Source organism: Cupriavidus sp. CER-90, from assembly GCF_057652055.1.
Genome location: NZ_JBYGYM010000001.1, coordinates 480,957 through 498,133 on the forward strand (window position 1 = coordinate 480,957; position 17,177 = coordinate 498,133).

Genomic DNA, 17,177 nt, shown 5'->3' on the forward strand with positions numbered 1-17,177 from the left:
GAGGCCGGGTAGAATCCGGCCCCATGTCGAGTGTCATCCATTACCTTCGCGGCGGGGCGGCGGCCATCGCCGCCGGCGTGGCCTGCGCGGCCCATGCCAGCGATATCGCCTGCGAGGCGCCGGCCACGCGCGCCAGCCAGATCATCTGCGAGACCGCACTGTTCTCGATGGGCTACCAGCGCATCTATGCCGACCAGCAGCGGCTACTCAAGGCCGGCGTGATCTCGCAGGCGGACATCGACGCCTTCCGGCGTCAGCGCGACGCCTGCGACACGGCCAGTTGCCTGGATGCCGTGTTTTCCGCGTGGCGGCAGCACCTGACGGACATCGGCGCACCGCGCTCCCGCCAGGGCCGGTAAGCCGTCTCACCCCCCGGCCTGCAGCCCTCGATCCACCATTTCCAGTAACCGCTGCCCGATCACCGCCGCCTGCTCCCGGGCCCGGCTGCGCAGCGGGCCGTCGATCAGCAGGACGGCCAGGCCATGGACGGCCGACCACGCGATGTATTCGGCGCCGGGCCGGCGGTCCGGTGCCAGCAGGCCCGCTTCCACCCAGCGATCCAGCGCGGCGCCCAGCAGCTCGAACGGGTTCAGTCCGCTGTTGCCGGCCTTGGCCGGGTCGGTATCGTCTTCCACATCGTCCGGCACCGAAAACGCGGTGCGGAACAGGCCGGTCTCCGTCAGTGCGAACTGCAGATATCCCATGCCGACCGCCCGCAGACTGCCGCGTGCGCGCTCGGCCGGCGACGCATCGGCAGGAATCGCCGCCATCTCGGCTTCCATGGCCATCGCCAGGTTGGACAGGGCCCACGCGCGCACGGCCTGCAGCAAATCCTGCCGGCTGGCGAAATGGCGATACGCGGCGTTGGGCACCACGCCCGCGCGCCGCGTGGCTTCGCGCAGCACGATGGCGTCCGGCCCGCCATCCCGGGCCAGGTCGATACCGGCCTCCAGCAGCGCGCGGCGCAGGTCGCCATGCCGATAGGTCGTGCGCGTAGGCGGCGTTGCAGCAACGGCACGGTTCATGTCATCCCCCATGTGGACGGTGTCCACCCCATTTCGTTTCATAGTAGACAGTGTACACAAATCCTGCCAGTGCCTGACACGTCAGCCCGGGCGAATGTGGACGGCACGGCACGGCGGAAATCGTCAGAGGATCGGCGCGAACAGCTTGGCCACGTGCATGGCCACGCGCAGGATGGCGGGCGAGCCCAGGAAATCGCTCGGGCCGATCTGGCGCGCCTGGGCAAAATCGGCTTCGAGCATGCGCGCCACGTCCGCGGCGAAATCGGGGTGGGCCGTCATCACCATCAATTCGAAATTCAGGCGGAAAGACCGGTTGTCCAGGTTGGCGGTGCCCACGGCGGCCGCCTCGTCGTCGATCAGGATCACCTTCTGGTGCAGGAAGCCGGGCTGGTAGCGATAGATCTTCACGCCGGCGCGAATCGCCTGGTACGCGTAGATGGTGGACGCCCCGTAGACCACCTTGTGATCGGGCCGCGACGGGATCAGGATGCGCACATCCACGCCACGCAGCACGGCCAGCCGCAGCATCGCAAACACGGCTTCGTCGGGCACGAAGTATGGCGATGTCATCCACAGCCGGCGCGTGGCCGACTGGATGGCCTCCACAAAGAACAGCGAACAGGTTTCCTGCGCATCGGCCGGCCCCGACGGCACGACCTGACACACCATGTCGCCCACGTGACCGGACGGCGGCGTCATCAGGTACGGCACCTCCCGCGCAGCCCAGTACCAGTCCTCGGCAAAGGCCATCTGCAGGTCCAGCACCGCCGCGCCCCGGATGGCGATATGCGTATCGCGCCACGGCGCCAGCGGCGGCCGGCGGCCCAGGTACTCGTTGCCGACGTTGTGCCCGCCCACGAACGCCTGCGCGCCATCGACGACCACAAGCTTGCGATGATTGCGAAAATTGAGCTGGAAGCGATTGACAAAGCCGGGATGTGTGGAAAACGGTCGCGCCTCCACGCCGGCCTCCTGCAGCACGCGCACGTAGCCGCGCCCCAACGCATGGCAACCGATGCTGTCGTACAGGAAATAGACCCGGACGCCGGCACGCGCCCGGTCGCAGAGGCGCTTTTGCAGCGCGCGTCCGAGTTCGTCGTCATGCACGATGAAGAACTGCACCAGCACCTGCTCGGTGGCCGCGTCGATGGCGGCAAAGATGGCGTCGAAGGTAGCGTCGCCGTTGATGAGCAGCCGCACATCGTTATTCATCAGGCAGGGCACACCGGTCAGGCTGGGCAGCGCCCGCATGCAGGCCTGCTCGGGCTGCAGCACCACGCTGGCGGCCAGCGCCTCGCGATCCTTGGCCGTCATGCCGTGCCGGATCTCGCGCAGGCGGTCGTTGTTGAACCGGCGCGCATTGACATAACCGGCGAAACGGCTGCGCCCGAAGATCAGGTACGGGATGATCGTGAAGTACGGCATCATCACCAGCGAGCCCGCCCACGCGATGGCGCCCGGCGCCGTGCGCACGGTCATCACGGCATGCAGCGCCGCGAGGACTCCGACGATATGGAACGCGAGGACAACGGCGGCAATGACGCTGGGACTGAGCATAGGCACTGGCACCACGAACGGCCCGGATTCGATGAGCCGTATTCTGGCATAGCGGATCACTTTGGCGCAGCCGATATCGCCGGCGCCGAATCGGGCGGCCCGTGTCAGCCCCCCGCCAGCCGGATGCCTGCGCCCCGTTTGCTCAATTTTTAATCACACCGATCCGTCACCCGCTCCGCCGCACCACGCCGCCCGTCCCCGCCCCGGTTATCCACAAAATCTGTGGATAACGATGGCTGTTTGCAACAAGCCGTCGGCATGCAAGCGGATCTGCTCCATTTAAAGAAACGCCGATTGTTGGACCTCTGCCGGGCCGATACGCTGCATCGTGTTTGCCCGATTCAATGCGTTTCGCCCGTCCGATAGTGTCCGATAGTGTCGTATGAATGCCCAATCCAATATTGCGCTGCTGGCCAGCCGCAACTCGCCTCTCCATCCCATGCAGGAGCTGCTCTCCATCGCGGGATTCCAATGCAACGTCTTCCAGGCAGGCCGCGACCTGATCCACGGCCTGGGTCATGACAGCTACGACATGCTGCTGATCGACCGCGACCTGCCCGACATCTCCGCCATCGACGTCATCCGTGCCGTGCGCGCGGTGCGCAATCGCGACGTGCCCATCGTGATGTTCTCGGGCGACAGCGACGACGACGACATGGTGGAAGCCCTGGACGCGGGCGCCGACGATTACATCGTGCGCCCGCTCAATGCCCGCGTGCTGCTGGCCCGCATCGCCGCGTTGCGGCGGCGCATGGCCGGCACCCGGCTCAATGCCAGCATGCCGCTGCGTGCCGGTCCCTACGAGCTCAACAACCCCGGGCGCTTCGCCACGCTCCATGGACAACGGATTCCCATGACCCCAAAGGAATTCGACCTGGCCATGCTGATGTTCGCCAATGCCGGCCGCATCCTGGCCACGCAGCGCATCGAAAACACCATCTGGGGACACACGCTGCCGCATTCGTCGCGCGCGCTTGCGGGCCTGGTCTCGCGCATGCGCCGCACGCTCGACCTTCGCGCCGAGAACGGCGTGACGATCACGGTGGTATACGCACAGGGCTATCGCCTCGACATCCTGGACAGCGCCGCGCGGGCCGAACTGACGGCACACCGCCGGCTCGGACTGGTTGGCAATGGCGCACTCGCCGACTACTAGCGCACTAGCGGTCCAGTTCTCCGCGGGCGGCCAGGTCGGCAATGTCGATACACGCCACGCCCTGCGCCACCGCTTTAGCCCTGCGCTTGGCCACGGCCGCTGCCGCACCCACGTGCTGGCTGCCAAGCCGCCACGCGGCCATCGCATCGGCGCCCACCCGCACAGCGCCGACAGCCATCGTCACCGGGGGAAAGAACATGGGCCGGCCGTGGCGATCTTCCGACTGAATGCCGCCGGCCGCGCGGTCAGACGCGGCATACATGGCCAGCGCGCCATCGTTGAAGCGGGCCATCGCGCCGTGGATGCGCGGCTTCCAGTCGTCGCCCTGGAACAGCACCAGATAGTCGTCGCCGCCGATATGGCCCAGGAAATCGCGGGCCGGATCGCAGGCCTGCGCCAGGATGGCGGCCGCCCCCTTGAGCAGTTCGTCGCCCTTCCAGTAGCCGTAGTGGTCGTTGAAGGACTTGAAATGGTTCAGGTCGGCATAGCAGGCGTGAAACGGACTGCGCGCCTCGATCAGGCGATCGATATGCTGGTTCAGCAGGATGTTGCCGGGCAGAAAGGTCAGCGGGTTGGCATAGCGTGCGGCTTCCATCCGGACATCGGAAATCGCGCGCAGCAGGTCGGCACCGGTGCCCAGGCCCACGTAGCGGCCTTCGTCCGTGATAACGAAACCATCGGCCAGCGCCCGTGACGGCTCGCCGGCCACATGCTGGGCCATTTCCTCGAGCGTGGTGCGCCGGTCGAAGCAGACCGGCTGCGGATTGGCCAGCGTGACGCAGGCCTTGCGGCCGTACAACTCGCGATGGAACGGCGTGGCGTAGCGATCGATCAGCGTCTGGCGGCTGATCAGCCCAATCGGCCGCAGGTCATCGTCGACCACGGCCATCGCATGCAGGCCGGCTTGCTCATGAAAGCGCGTCAGCACATCGTTGTTCGATGTCTCGGCGTTGACGGCCGGCAGCGGGCGTACCAGATTGCCTGCGGTCATGCCCGACCAGCCCGTGCGCAACGTTTGCGGAAACACCGCGATCTGCCGCGACGACAGCAATGCACGGGCCTCTGACGTGATCTCGGCTGGTGGCTGCGCGGCGGGACGCCCCAGGAAATAGCCCTGCCCCGCAGACACGCCCAGATCCCTGACCAGCGCCAGTTCCTCGGCCGTCTCGATACCTTCGGCGATGACCCGGCCGCCGAGCGCATGCATCAGGCTCAGGACCGCACGCAGGACCTCCAGCCGGCGGGAACTGGCGTGGATGCCTCGGACCAGCGATTTGTCGATCTTGATGAACTGCGGCGTCAGTTCCGCCAGCCGGTCCAGGTTGGCATGGCCCGTGCCAAAGTCGTCGAGCGCGTACTGTACGCCCAGCTCCGCCAGCACGGCCACGGCGTTGGCAAAGCTGGCGGCATCGCCCACCGCGGTCTGCTCCGTGACCTCGATGACCACGCGCGACGGTGCAATCCGCGCCCCGTTGCCTTGCGCACCGTCCAGGCCCAGCAGCGCCGCCATGGCACGGCCGCGATGGCCGAGCAGATGCCGCAGCGTCAGCGGGCTGAAGTTCAGGAACAGCTTGCCGGACAGGTCCAGCGCCGCCCACGACGCCAGCGCGGTACGCGCCGCCGTCATCTCGAGCGCGATCGTGGTGCCGGTTTCCTGGGCCATGCGGAACAGCGCATCGGGAGCGGCATGCATCGAACCGGCGGGGCCGCGAATCAGTGCTTCGTAGCCAAGGATGTCGCCGCTGGCCAGCGTCACGATAGGCTGAAACACCGCATGGAGGGGTGGCGGTCGCACGGCCTCGCGGGCCGCAGCCAGATCGGAGGCAACGGGAAACATGAAACGAGTTCAGACGGATGGCAGGCCACCTGGTTGTTGACGGCCGGTCACGAGAGAAGCTTGAGCACGGCGTTGCAATACAGGCACGTATGCAGCGCGCGCCATTGCATGACAGTCATATGTCACCCGTATGACAAACGCGCCGCATGTCGTTTGTCACGCAGTCGTCACATGCTTGCACGACGATCACGCCGCACCGCAGCAAGACCCGGCCCCGCGACACGTCGCTGACGACATGCCTCGCCGAGAGACCGGACTGCTGCAGCGCAAGGGTCATGGTATGGCGGGGCGTCGCCCCGAAGGAGTTCGTAGTGTTGCAAGCCATCAAGCTGGGATTGCAGGGACGGCGCGGCCAATCCGCATGGCAGGGACTGGCGGGGTTGCCGCTGGTCGTGCGTCTGTCCGCGGCGTTTGTCCTGATCTACGCGTTCGGCGCGATTGTCGGGCTCACCGGCATCGTCAACCTGATCGACCTCAAGCGCGATACCGACAGGCTGTACCAGCGCGACATGCGCGGCGCCATCGCCGCCGAACGCGCGCAGGCCTCGCTGGCCATGCTGGGCCGCGCACAGCTTGCGCTGACACTGGCCACCAGTTCCGCCGAACGCGACACCGCCGCGAATGACATCGCCCAGGCATCGAAACAGCTCGACGCGGCGGTCGATGACGTTCGCGTGGCCGCACCGGCGCAGGCCCGCGCCTTGCTCGCCGAGCGTGCCGCCGCCGGCGAACTGCTGACGAAATACGTCGAACTGATCCGCAAGCAGCCGCTCGATGCGCTGCAATTCGACGCATCGGTTTCGATTGACGGCCACTTTCTAGGAGAACAGCTACGAAAACTTGGCACCCTGATGGAATCCACGCGTACGACGCTGGCTCAGCAGGCCGCCGATACCGTCGCCGGCGTGGCATCGGCCCAGCTGACCGCGCAAACGTGGATGAGCGTGCTGCTGGTGGCCAGCCTGGGCGCGGCCGGACTGCTGGCATGGATCGCCGCGCGCAGCCTGACGCGTGAACTCGGCGGCGAGCCGCGCGACGCGGCGGCCATCGCCACGCGCATTGCCGGCGGCGATCTCACCGCACGCATTGCCTTGCGCGAGGGTGATGGCGGCAGCCTCCTGTTCAACCTGGCGGGCATGCGCGACCAGCTGGCAGGCGTGCTGGCGCGCATCCAGCAATGCGCGCACGAGATTTCGGCCGCAAGCGACGGCATTGCGCGCGGCAACCAGGCGTTGGCCACCCGCACCGGGCTGCAGACCGCCGCGCTGGGCGAAGCCACGGCGAATGTCGCCCGGCTTACCGCGCTGGTTCAGCAGGCCCACGCGCAGGCGCAGGAATCGAGCGAAATGGCCAGCCGGGCGCGCGAAGCCACGGGCACGGGCATGGCCGCCGTGCGCGACATGAGTGGCGCGATGGCCAACGTGCACGCACAGTCGCGCAATATCTCCGAGATCGTCTCCGTCATCGAGAGCATCGCCTTCCAGACCAATATCCTCGCGCTCAACGCCGCCGTGGAGGCCGCCCGGGCCGGCGAGGCGGGCCGGGGCTTTGCCGTGGTGGCGCAGGAAGTGCGGGCCCTGGCCCAGCGCAGCGCCACGGCCGCGCGCGAGATTGGCGGCATTATTGGCGACGCCGCCAACGAGATTGCCCGGGGCGCCAGCCTGAGCGGCCGCGTGGAATCTGCCATGTCAGGCATCGACGCCGCAGTGCAGCACAGCCACACCCTGGCCGCCGAACTGCGCATGCTGGCCGATGAACAGGCCAGCGGCATTCGCACCGTAGGCGATGCATTGTCCCGGCTGGCGCAGACCAGCGCCGACAACGCCAAGCTTGTCGACGAGGTCAGCGACCAGGCGTCGCGGCTTGACCATCAGGCGGCCGCACTGGAAACCGACGTCGCGCGCTTCCAGTTCTAACCCGCTACCGCACCGCCGCACGTTCAACCCCGCAACCGGAAGCGGGGCGCCCGACGCACTGGCCCCCGCTTCAGCTTCGTTCCGCCCCGCCGTAATTAAAGAAGATCCGATTCGACGGCAAGCATTGCGCCGCTAGCATGGCGATAGCCCCGTCGCCCTCCGGCGGCCGGTCGAAACAGGGATCATCGCCGAGGCGGACCAAGAGCGGAGAACACACATGCTACGCAAGGCAGTGGATGACGATGCAGCGTTCCAGGAGGATTTCGAGGCGGCGGGACGCGACTGGGCCCCCAGGCTCAGGCCGTGCGGCACCTGCCATGCCTGCGAGAAGCCGGTCGGCCAGGCCGAGCTGTTCTGCAGCATCACCTGCCAGTACGCCTTCGAGCATTTCGAAATGCGTTTATTGCGCAAGGAATAGCAGAAGCGCAACCGGCACCACGCCCGCCCCCACAAGTTTCCGCCCACACCGGACGACATTCCGGTTGCCGCGTGCTGTGTGTCAAACCGACGAACATTTCCTTTCAAATTCCTGTCAACCACCGTCGCCTACCACCCGTTGAGGCGTGCATTACGGCGATATCCGCAGCGCGGAGCAGGCCGGAAAACGAGGCCTGGCGCGGCAGGTGTGTCCGCGAGAAACACTTAGCCCTACGCAGTAACCGGCATTAACGAGTCACGCGTAAAAGTTACACAACTGTTGCACTTACGCACACTTTGTGTCGCCTTTCCCACGCGAAAGCCGGATACGCTTGATTCATCCCATCACTGATTGACCGCGAGAAATCATGACTGAACGCCTGATCATGCTGGACGTACCCGGCGTCCTGTATTCGGACCGCTCCGCAGCCCGCCTGGGCGGCACGCCAAACACGGGGACCCTGCGTGACGTCAGGTTTTTCGATCCCATCGCGCTGGGCTTCCTGCGCCGCCTTTTCGGTATCGCCGGCGCGCGTGTGGTGGTGTCCGACGCATGGCGCCGTGGCACCCCGGCGGCCATCTTCCAGCAGCTTGATCTGCAGGTGGAAGGCATGACGCCCCGCGTGGCAGGCGGCCATGGCGCCGAAATCGACGCCTGGTTCACCCAACGCCCGGCCCCGGGCGCCTGGGTCATCCTGTCGACCGCGCCGGCATCGTCGTTCACCGAGGCTCAACGCGCCCGCCTGGTACAGGTGAATCCGGCCGAAGGTCTGACGGTGGACAACTTCCGTCAGGCGCTGGACATCCTCGGTGTGGCCTGCCCGTCCACCGTGACGCCCGATTCGCGCGTGGAGCCCGGTCTGAAAGCCAAGCTGCGTCACCTGCAACGCCTGGCACGCGACGAACCCGAGCGTTTCATGCCGGCACCGGCCGCGGCCGAAGCCCGCGAGCAGGCGATGGCCGTGGCTGTGGCCAGCCTGACGGGCAAGCATCTGGAACCTGCCGTCATTCATGCCTGATCCGCGCCGGGTCTCAGGAACCGCCGCAAGCATCACGCCGTGATGCAACAACAAGAAGGCCGCCAGCGTTGGCGGCCTTTTTCATGCTCGGGCAACGCGCAGATCAGCGGGCAGTCAGCTTGACCGCCGGGAAATCCACGGGCACGGCAAATGCCACGTTGATGTAGTTGGTGAACAGATTCAGCGCGACATGGGCGACGATCTCGACGATTTCCCCGTCGTTGAAGCCCACTTCGCGCAACCCGGCCACGTCCGCACCGGATACCTGACCACGCGCCTCGACCAGTTTCAGCGCAAACGCCAGTGCCGCCGCCGTCTTCGGGTCATTCGATTGGCCGGACTGGGCGGCCACCATCTCTTCGGCCGACGCGCCAGCCTTGCGGCCCAGCGCCGTATGCGCGGCCAGGCAATAGTCGCAGCGATTGCGGTCGGCCACGGCCACGGCAATCTGCTCGCCCAGCTTGGCCGGAATCACGCCCGCGCCGAGCGCGCCAAAGGCGGCCCACATCGACTGCAGCGCGGCCGGCGAATTGGACACGGCGCGGAACATCTGGGGCACACCACCAAACGCGGCCTGGATCTGGGCCAGCGCGGCCTGGCTGCCGGCCGGCGCGGCCTTCGGTTCGGGTACGGAAATACGTGCGGTCATGATGGAATCTCCTGTCGAAGTGATCTGGAAAGTGATCGAAATCAGGACGTCGCCGTCCATGGGTTCCACTATGGTGGCGCAAGGCGTACGATGGGATACCAACCGTCCCAGAAACGTATCAATTCATCCCGCCGTGACCGCCACTGCTGCGCCGCTTACCGTCGATCGCCTGTCCGCCCTGCTTGAGCGGTTCCGCATCCAGGCGCACCTGTTCCATACCGGCCCGCTATGCGGTGTGTCGCATTTCGACGCGTCCCATCGCGGCTTTCTGCACGTCATGCGCGAAGGCAGCATGACGGTGACGCATCAGAGCCGGGGTCTGCCCCGGCGGCTCGAGGTTCACGAGCCATCGCTGCTGTTTTATCCGCGTCCCGCGATCCACACCTTTCACAATCCACCGGCCGAAGGGTCACAGTTCTCGTGTGCCACGCTGGAATTTGCCGGCGGTGCCCGCAATCCGCTGGCACGCGCCCTGCCGCCGCTGATCGTGCTGCCGCTGGCAGACGTGCCAGGGCTGGCCCCGGCACTTTCGCTGCTGTTCGCGGAAACCGAACGCGTGCGATGCGGCCAGCGATTATTGGCGGATCGGCTATTCGAAGTGGTGGTGATCCAGCTCTTGCGCTGGATGCTCGATCATCCCCGGCAGGTCGGGGTCCAGCCCGGGCTGATCACCGGGCTGTCCGATCCGCGCCTGGCGCGGGTGCTGGTGGCCATGCACGAGGCGCCGGGCGCCAGCTGGCATCTGGAAAAGATGGCGGCCTGCGCGGGCATGTCGCGCAGCGCCTTCGCGGCAGCCTTCCGCGACATTGTCGGCCAGACCCCGGCCGACTATCTAACGGACTGGCGCATCAGCCTGGCCCAGACACGGCTGCGCGACGGCGCGCCACTCAAGCTGCTGGCCGACGAACTGGGCTATGCCAATCCGTCGGCCCTGTCACGCGTCTTCCTGGCCAGGGTCGGCCAGTCTCCGCGCGACTGGCTGCGCGCGGAGAGTCACGGCATGGCGGAGGCCGCGACTCAGTAGTCGACTGTCATCGAAACCTTGAACGTACGCGGATTGCCGATATACAGCGTGCTGGCCGACGTCGACACGCCAGCCCAGTAATCCTTGTTCGCCACGTTCTCGACGGCAGCGCGCAGCGTGTAGCGCATTTGCGAGGCCTTGAAGGTGTAACGCGCGCCCAGGTCGAAGCGGTTCCAGGACGGCAGCGCGATCGTGTTCGTGTTGTTCGCGTACTGGCGGCCGGTCTGGATATAGCGGCCCGACACGGTGGCTCCCGCCAGGAACGGCAGGTCGTACTCGCCGCTCAGCGTCATCGTGTAGTTCGGGACGCCCACGCCCTTCTTGCCTTCCGTCAGCGGGTTGCCGGTGTCCCGGTACTGCGAATCGATATACGACACGCCGCCCAGCAGGCGCACGCCGCGCACGGGTTCGCCAAACACGCTCAGTTCCACGCCGCGATTGCGCAAGTCCTGCAGGCCGAACACGTTGCCCTGCATGGTGGTGCCCTGCGGCTGTTCGATCTGGAAGAACGCCAGTGTCGTGCCGAACGCGCCCGCGTCGTACTTCACGCCCGCCTCGTGCTGCTTCGACTTGACCGGCGCGAAGACCTCGCCGCGGTTGACGGCGGTATTGCCCGCCGTCGGACCCTGCGCCAGGCCTTCGATGTAGTTGTAATAGACCGATACGTTCTGGAGCGGCTTGACCACCAGGCCGAACATCGGCGACGTGGCCGAATCGCTATAGCTCGACGTCTGCGCACCGGTCGCCGTGGCGTAGCCGCGCACGTTGATCACCTGCTGGCGCACGCCGGCGGTCAGCAGCACGCGGTCGTTCAGAAAGCCGAGCGTATCGGACACCGACACGCCATTGAGGTTGGTCCGCTGCGTCACGTACGGATCGGACATATTGCCCGTGGCCGGGGCGGCCGGATAGGGAACGACCGGCGCGTGATAGAGGTTGGTCGCAAACGCGCCCGAGAATTCGAACGCCGTGGCCCGCTTCTGCTCCAGCCCCGACCAGCTCAGGTTGACCGTATGCTTGACCGGCCCGGTCACGAAGCGGCCGCGCACGCCGACTTCGCCGGAGAACGTGTCCTGCTCGAACGGCACGGTCAGGCGGGTGGCCGTGCCCACGCCGTTATTGCCGACGCTCGCGCCGCTATAGCTGCCGAATTCGTTGGTATGGTGCCCGCCGAAGGCGGCATAGGCCGTCCAGTCCTTCGTGATGTCGTACTCGGCGCGGATCGTGCCGTAGATATCTTCGAGCGAAGAATTGGTCCACGGCTGCGCGAAGTTCGTGCTGGCCGACGGCACCGGCGGCAGCGCCGTGCCAGTCAGGTTGACCGTGCTGCGGCCCTGGTAGATGCGCTGCTTCTGATAGCCGAAATCGGCGTTCACGCGCAGGTTGTCGCCCTGGTAGTCCAGGCCCAGCGTGAACAGGCGCTGCTGGCGGCTTTCGTTGTCGATGGCCGTGTCGCCGCCGCGCGCCATGGCGTTCACGCGTACCCCGAATTCCTTCTTTTCGCCGAACCGGCGGCCCACGTCGATGTGGCCGCCGGCCTGGCCGTCGCTGGTGTAGTCCAGCGTGCCCTGCGTGATCGGCGCGGCCGTGGCGTACTTCGGCACCAGGTTGATCGCGCCGCCCACGGCGGTGCCTGCGGCCGACACGCCGGTCAGAAAGGCGTTGGCGCCACGGAACACTTCCACACGCTCCAGCCCCTCGGTCGATGCGAGCTGGCGCGGCGCAATGCCGTACAGCCCGTTGTAGCCGAGGTCGTCCGAACCCAGCGTGAAGCCGCGCACGACGAAGGTTTCGGAAAAGTTGCCGAAGCCCGAACTGACGCGGACGGCCGGATCGTCGGCCAGCACCTGGCCCACCGTGTGCGCCTGCTGGTTCTGGATCTGCCCGGCCGTGTACGACGTGACGCTGAACGGCACGTCCATGAAGTCCTGGTTGCCCAGGATGCCGATGCGGCCGCCGCGTGCCACCTGGCCGCCGGCGTACGGCGCGGGCAACTGGTCTGGCGACGACTCGGCCTTGACCGTCACGGTCGGCAGCGTCTGCTGCGCGGCCGGCGGCGCGGCGTCCTGCGCGAAGGCCAGGGACGGCAGCGCACCCGCCGCAGCCAGCGAGGCGGCCAGGATACTGAGGCGGGCACGACGGGATGAACGATAAGAGCGGGCGGCGCGTGCGGCATGTGCAACGGCGCGAGGTACGGCAAAAGACAAGATGACACTCCCAAAAATAAAACGATGACGCCTGCACCGCATTCCCGACGCGGCGGACAGGCATGACCCGTGTCCGTGAATGGCGGCACCGCTCTGTCGGCGATGCTCGTTGGAATTCGTTGTGATGCGTCGGCGCCTTATGACGGCATGAGCCACGGCGACGCCATGGTCGCCGCCATGCCCACCGCGATGGACGCGCGCGCCAGCCGCGGCGTGGCATGCGGCGCCCACGCAAACGCGCCGACCACGGCCAGCGCGCCAAGCGTCAGCAGTCCGGCCCAGTAGACGACACCGAAGGCCCAGCCTTCGGCCAGCACGCACGCGGCCAGGGCCAGCCCCAGCGCGAGCGAGCCCTGCCAGCGCAGCCGCATGGCCAGGGCCGGTGCCGGCGTGCTGCCGCGCCCGAACATGTCCGCGTGATGGCGATCCATGGCCTGCGCCAGCCACATGAAGCCGCCGATCGCGAAGCCCAGGCCCGCGACGCAGGCCGGCCCGACCGGCATCCATGCCACGCTCATTGCGACACCTCCCGCGACATCTCGCCCACGCCAGCTACCGCGCGTGGGGCAGCCGCCCTGCGCGGGGCGGCGCCTCGCTTGCCAAGCCCCCAGGCCGCCGCACCCAGGCCGATGCCCAGCGCCATCGCAGTCAGATCGAAGCCGGCGACCACGCCGGGCCCCTGGAACAGCGTCACGCCGAGATGGGTCGATGTGGTCAGCGCGTTTAGCGCGGGCACGCCGGCAAACAGCGTCGCGGCCACCCACAGCTGCACGCGCCACATGGCGCGCGTGGGGCGCCATTGCGCCAGCAGCGCCGCCACGGCCCAGGCGCCGAAGAAGGTCTGGATTTCGGTGGCCTGGCGCTGCGCCAGATCGACAGGGAGCAAACGATTGGCCCAGAAGTACGCACCGATCGCGATGGGCAGGCCGGCAATCACGCCGAGGTTCAGTGCCTCGACCAGCCGCAGGCCGAACGGCGTGCGGCCCGTGGCGGCAATCCGTTTGGCATGGCTCTGCCGCGTCTTGACGGCCCATAGCAACGCGCCGGTGGCCACCATCAGGCAGCCGGCGAGGCCGGACGCGAAGCACAGCGCGCGCAGCAGCGGCGGCGCGAAGTGCGCCACGTGCAGACCGATCATGGCCGAACGCGTGGTGGCCGCCGGCGCCATCTCGTCGCCCAGCGTTGCCTTCCGTTCACCGGTGGCGCCCGTGAAGACCACGGTGGGCGTCGTCGTGCCGAACTGCCGGCCTTGCTCGCGTGCCACGGCTACCGTGGCGTTGGCCTTGTTGGGCGCCTCCACGGTGATGCGGCGCGGCGCGGCACCCTGCCAGTGCGCCGTCGCCTGCGCGAGCATCGGCCCGATCGGCGCCAGCGGCGCGGTTTCTGTGGTTGGCTTCACACGGGGCGCGCGGGCGGCCAGCTCGGCGTTGAAGGCCTGCTCGTCGCCCTTGTACACGGCCTGGATGCCCCAGGGCATGTACATGAACAACAGCGTCACCAGGCCCGTGTAGGTGATCATCAGATGGAACGGCAGCGCCAGCACGGCCACCGCGTTGTGGGCGTCAAGCCAGGAACGCTGTCCCTTGCGGGGCCGGAACGTGAAGAAATCCGCGAAGATGCGCCGGTGCGTGATCACGCCGCTGAGGATGGCCACCAGCATGAACATGGTGCAGAAACCGATGATCCAGCGGGCCCAGATCGCGGGCATGTAGTGCAGGTCGAAATGCAGCCGGTACAGGAATTCGCCGCCGCGCGTCTGGCGGGCGCCGGGGACCGGTTCGCCGGATACGGCGTCGAGCGTGCGCGATTCCAGCCGCGCGCGATTGGGCTTGCCGGCGTCCTCGGGCTTGGCCGGACGCAGCCAGAACATCGAAATGGCGGGATTGCGGTCGTCCGGCAGTGTGATGAACCAGCGTTCCGCGCCGGGTGCCTCGCGCTGCAGGAAAGCAACGGCGCGCCCGACGGCTTCGGCGGCCGGCACGTTCCGGTTCAGCGAAGCGTGGAACTCCGGCTTCATCCAGATCGTGATCTCGTCCTTGAAATAACTGGCGGTGCCGCCGCAGAACACCAGGAACAGCACCCAGCACACCAGCAGGCCCGACCAGGTATGCAGCCACGCCATCGACTGCCGCAGGCCCTGGCCTTTCTTGAGTTCGGCCATCACGCGCTCCGCAAGGCGAGCCAGCCCGCCGCCAGCACGGCGGCAGGCACGGCCAGGCCGATCCAGGCACGCCGGGCCGTATCGGCGGCAAACACCCAGGTCACCGCCAGCGCAAACCACAGGAACGACAGCAGCGTGGACGTGATGACCGCCTCGACGCGCGCCATGCCCGCCCAGTTGGCAAGCACCAGCGCCAGGCATCCCGTCGCCAAGGCGGCAACGGCGTAGCCGCCGAGGATGGCGGCCACCGCGCGCGAGGCAATCGCCATGCGATAGCTCATCGGAACGCCCTGCTTCATGTTTGTACTAGCCCGGAAAAATGGAACGCACATGATAAGCGTTCTCATCTGCACTGTCTTTAAAGACGTACGATCCGTGCTGTTGCTGGCACCAGACATGAGCAGACATGTCGCAAACACGACAAATCCCAGCTATGACGGCCCAGCCCCCCGCCGATATTCGCACAGAGATTGGCGCTCAGTTCTGCTGTGCAGAACCATCATTCCACCGTGCGGTTGCACTCGTGGAAAAACGATGGGACGATGGCCCACATCGAATACCGGCGATCCCAGAGGTCAACGCCGGAGCCTTACCCGGAGACATCATGCGCAGTACCGCTGCACCCGCGACCCATTCCGGGTCCGCACCCGCTCAGGCGCCATCCGCCGCAACCACCCCCGACTCGCCATCCCCGTTCGAACCCGCGTTCGCCCGCCTGCACCAGACCATGGCGCCGTGGGTGGCCAGCGCGCCCGAGCGGATCGCGATCATGGATGCGCACCGGGCCTTGCGCTACGCCGAACTCGACGTGGCGGTTCGTGAAACGGCTACGACGCTGTCCGAACTCGGTGTGCGCGGCGGCGACCGCGTGGTGCTGGTGACCGAAAACAGCGTGGGCTGCGCGGTGCTGCTGCTGGCGCTGAGCGCCATCGACGCCTGGTCGGTGCCGGTCAATGCACGGCTGTCGCAGCGCGAGATCGCCAATATCGTCGAGCACGCCGGCGCGCGCGTGACGCTGTATCTCGACAACGAATTCCCCGAGGCGCGCGAGCACGGCCTGGCGCGTGGCGCGCAGTGGGCCGACTGGCCGCACGTGGGCAAGCTGCTGGTCAGCGCCGTCGACGACGGCGTCGAGCCCGAACCCGTCGAAGCCGACCCGCGCCAGCAGGTGGCGGCGATGATCTACACGACAGGCACCACCGGCGCGTCGAAGGCCGTGATGCTGACGCACGCCAACCTGATGTTCATCGGCCATTCCAACCGCATGCAGTCGCGCGTGAAGCCCGGCGACCGCATCTACGGCGTGCTGCCGATCTCGCATGTGTACGGCCTGTCGGTGCTGCTGGTGGGCCCGGTATCGAACGGTGCGACGGTGTTCTACGAACCGCGTTTCCGGCCCGACAAGCTGGTGCGTACGCTGATCGACGATCAACTGACGGTGCTGCACGGCGTGCCGGCCATGTACGCCAAGATCATCGAATGGGGCCGCGCCAACCACCAGTCGCTGCGCACGCCGTCGCTGCGCATCGCCCAGTCGGGCGGCGCACCGCTCACGGCAACGCTGAAGGCCGCCTTTGAAGACGCGTTCGGCATCGTGCTGAACAATGGCTACGGCATGACCGAGACGTCTCCCACGGTCTGCCAGACCCGGGTGGAACAGCCACGCAGCGACTGCTCTGTGGGCCCGGCCGTGCCCGACGTGGAAATCCGCCTGGGCAACCCGCTGCCCGACGGCAGTGGCGAACTCCTGGTGCGCGGGCCAAATGTGATGAAAGGCTACTATCGCCGGCCCGACCTGACCGCGCAGACCATCGATAGCGATGGCTGGCTGCATACCGGCGACCTCGCGCGCATCGATGCCGACGGCGCCGTGTCGATCGTCGGCCGCTCGAAGGAGATCATCATCCATTCGGGCTTCAACGTGTACCCGGAGGAAGTGGAGCAGTCGCTCAATGCCTTCCCGGCCGTGCTGCAGTCGGCCGTGGTGGGCCGCGCCGTCGAAGGCAACGAGGAAGTGATTGCGTTTGTCGAGGTACGCAGTGGCATGGCGCTGGACGAAGCCGCCTTGCGGGCCTTCCTGCGCGAGCGCCTGTCGCCCTACAAGATTCCCGCCGAAATCCGCACGGTGCAGCAACTGCCTGCCGCACCGTCGGGCAAGATCCTCAAGGCCCGCCTGCGCGAGCAGCTGGCGGCCGGCAACGTGTGAGCA

General features: G+C 67.1%; 15 protein-coding genes. 7 read left to right on the top strand and 8 right to left on the bottom strand.

All coding sequences use genetic code 11. The features are described 5' to 3' along the window. Positions 1-23: 23 nt before the first annotated feature. Entirely contained in the window at positions 24-359 is a 336-nt protein-coding gene (locus AC24R4_RS02135) for a hypothetical protein (protein ID WP_400396863.1), read from the top strand. Positions 360-365: 6 nt separating this feature from the next. Here the strand turns inward: AC24R4_RS02135 and AC24R4_RS02140 are convergent, their stop codons facing one another. Continuing rightward, complete coding sequence (locus AC24R4_RS02140) at positions 366-1,025, bottom strand: TetR/AcrR family transcriptional regulator (RefSeq protein ID WP_487522122.1); 660 nt, start codon at positions 1,023-1,025, stop codon at positions 366-368. Between the two features lie 123 nt (positions 1,026-1,148). Next, positions 1,149-2,582: a cardiolipin synthase gene (gene cls, locus AC24R4_RS02145; protein WP_400396955.1), complete on the bottom strand. Its 1,434-nt coding sequence runs from the start codon at positions 2,580-2,582 to the stop codon at positions 1,149-1,151. A 382-nt stretch (positions 2,583-2,964) separates the two neighbouring features. On the opposite strand from cls, the gene AC24R4_RS02150 reads away from it, so the two are divergent. Continuing rightward, on the top strand, positions 2,965-3,738 hold the full coding sequence (locus AC24R4_RS02150) for a response regulator transcription factor (protein WP_153947953.1): 774 nt from the start codon (positions 2,965-2,967) through the stop codon (positions 3,736-3,738). A 4-nt stretch (positions 3,739-3,742) separates the two neighbouring features. On the opposite strand, the gene AC24R4_RS02155 is transcribed toward AC24R4_RS02150, so the two are convergent. Then, positions 3,743-5,575 carry an EAL domain-containing protein gene (locus AC24R4_RS02155; protein WP_487522123.1) on the bottom strand — a complete coding sequence of 611 codons (1,833 nt, stop codon included), beginning with the start codon at positions 5,573-5,575 and terminating at the stop codon, positions 3,743-3,745. A gap of 311 nt (positions 5,576-5,886) precedes the next feature. Between AC24R4_RS02155 and AC24R4_RS02160 the strand changes: the two genes are divergently transcribed. From AC24R4_RS02160 to AC24R4_RS02170, 3 genes are all read left to right on the top strand, one after another. Next, complete coding sequence (locus AC24R4_RS02160; RefSeq protein WP_487522124.1) at positions 5,887-7,491, top strand: methyl-accepting chemotaxis protein; 1,605 nt, start codon at positions 5,887-5,889, stop codon at positions 7,489-7,491. 217 nt (positions 7,492-7,708) lie between these two features. Then, entirely contained in the window at positions 7,709-7,909 is a 201-nt protein-coding gene (locus AC24R4_RS02165; RefSeq protein ID WP_153947955.1) for a hypothetical protein, read from the top strand. 367 nt (positions 7,910-8,276) lie between these two features. Further along, a complete protein-coding gene (locus tag AC24R4_RS02170) occupies positions 8,277-8,927 on the top strand; it encodes an HAD domain-containing protein (protein ID WP_400397408.1) in 651 nt (216 codons plus the stop codon). Positions 8,928-9,030: 103 nt separating this feature from the next. Here AC24R4_RS02170 and AC24R4_RS02175 read toward each other — a convergent pair whose 3' ends face one another. Next, positions 9,031-9,576 (bottom strand): carboxymuconolactone decarboxylase family protein, encoded by a 546-nt coding sequence (locus AC24R4_RS02175; RefSeq protein ID WP_487522125.1) that lies wholly within the window; start codon positions 9,574-9,576, stop codon positions 9,031-9,033. A gap of 133 nt (positions 9,577-9,709) precedes the next feature. Between AC24R4_RS02175 and AC24R4_RS02180 the strand changes: the two genes are divergently transcribed. Further along, a complete protein-coding gene (locus AC24R4_RS02180) occupies positions 9,710-10,600 on the top strand; it encodes an AraC family transcriptional regulator (RefSeq protein WP_487522126.1) in 891 nt (296 codons plus the stop codon). Here AC24R4_RS02180 and AC24R4_RS02185 read toward each other — a convergent pair. From AC24R4_RS02185 to AC24R4_RS02200, 4 genes are all read right to left on the bottom strand, one after another. Beyond that, complete coding sequence (locus tag AC24R4_RS02185; RefSeq protein ID WP_487522127.1) at positions 10,594-12,807, bottom strand: TonB-dependent receptor; 2,214 nt, start codon at positions 12,805-12,807, stop codon at positions 10,594-10,596. The genes AC24R4_RS02180 and AC24R4_RS02185 overlap by 7 nt on opposite strands. Before the next feature lie 137 nt (positions 12,808-12,944). Continuing rightward, complete coding sequence (locus AC24R4_RS02190; RefSeq protein ID WP_487522128.1) at positions 12,945-13,325, bottom strand: DUF3325 domain-containing protein; 381 nt, start codon at positions 13,323-13,325, stop codon at positions 12,945-12,947. Continuing rightward, a complete protein-coding gene (locus AC24R4_RS02195) occupies positions 13,322-14,968 on the bottom strand; it encodes a PepSY-associated TM helix domain-containing protein (protein ID WP_487522129.1) in 1,647 nt (548 codons plus the stop codon). The genes AC24R4_RS02190 and AC24R4_RS02195 overlap by 4 nt, the downstream gene beginning before the upstream one ends. Next, positions 14,968-15,267, bottom strand: coding sequence for a DUF3649 domain-containing protein (locus AC24R4_RS02200; protein ID WP_487522130.1), 300 nt, complete (start codon positions 15,265-15,267; stop codon positions 14,968-14,970). The genes AC24R4_RS02195 and AC24R4_RS02200 overlap by 1 nt, the downstream gene beginning before the upstream one ends. A 305-nt stretch (positions 15,268-15,572) precedes the next feature. Between AC24R4_RS02200 and AC24R4_RS02205 the strand changes: the two genes are divergently transcribed. Next, entirely contained in the window at positions 15,573-17,174 is a 1,602-nt protein-coding gene (locus AC24R4_RS02205; RefSeq protein WP_400395899.1) for a class I adenylate-forming enzyme family protein, read from the top strand. Positions 17,175-17,177: the final 3 nt, after the last annotated feature.

Bases quoted from the DNA above. Each gene is read 5' to 3' on its own strand.
- AC24R4_RS02135 (WP_400396863.1), top strand. From the start codon at position 24: ATGTCGAGTGTCATCCATTACCTTCGCGGCGGGGCGGCGGCCATCGCC.
- AC24R4_RS02140 (WP_487522122.1), bottom strand. From the start codon at position 1,025: ATGAACCGTGCCGTTGCTGCAACGCCGCCTACGCGCACGACCTATCGG.
- cls (WP_400396955.1), bottom strand. From the start codon at position 2,582: ATGCTCAGTCCCAGCGTCATTGCCGCCGTTGTCCTCGCGTTCCATATC.
- AC24R4_RS02150 (WP_153947953.1), top strand. From the start codon at position 2,965: ATGAATGCCCAATCCAATATTGCGCTGCTGGCCAGCCGCAACTCGCCT.
- AC24R4_RS02155 (WP_487522123.1), bottom strand. From the start codon at position 5,575: ATGTTTCCCGTTGCCTCCGATCTGGCTGCGGCCCGCGAGGCCGTGCGA.
- AC24R4_RS02165 (WP_153947955.1), top strand. From the start codon at position 7,709: ATGCTACGCAAGGCAGTGGATGACGATGCAGCGTTCCAGGAGGATTTC.
- AC24R4_RS02170 (WP_400397408.1), top strand. From the start codon at position 8,277: ATGACTGAACGCCTGATCATGCTGGACGTACCCGGCGTCCTGTATTCG.
- AC24R4_RS02175 (WP_487522125.1), bottom strand. From the start codon at position 9,576: ATGACCGCACGTATTTCCGTACCCGAACCGAAGGCCGCGCCGGCCGGC.
- AC24R4_RS02190 (WP_487522128.1), bottom strand. From the start codon at position 13,325: ATGAGCGTGGCATGGATGCCGGTCGGGCCGGCCTGCGTCGCGGGCCTG.
- AC24R4_RS02195 (WP_487522129.1), bottom strand. From the start codon at position 14,968: ATGGCCGAACTCAAGAAAGGCCAGGGCCTGCGGCAGTCGATGGCGTGG.
- AC24R4_RS02200 (WP_487522130.1), bottom strand. From the start codon at position 15,267: ATGAAGCAGGGCGTTCCGATGAGCTATCGCATGGCGATTGCCTCGCGC.
- AC24R4_RS02205 (WP_400395899.1), top strand. From the start codon at position 15,573: ATGCGCAGTACCGCTGCACCCGCGACCCATTCCGGGTCCGCACCCGCT.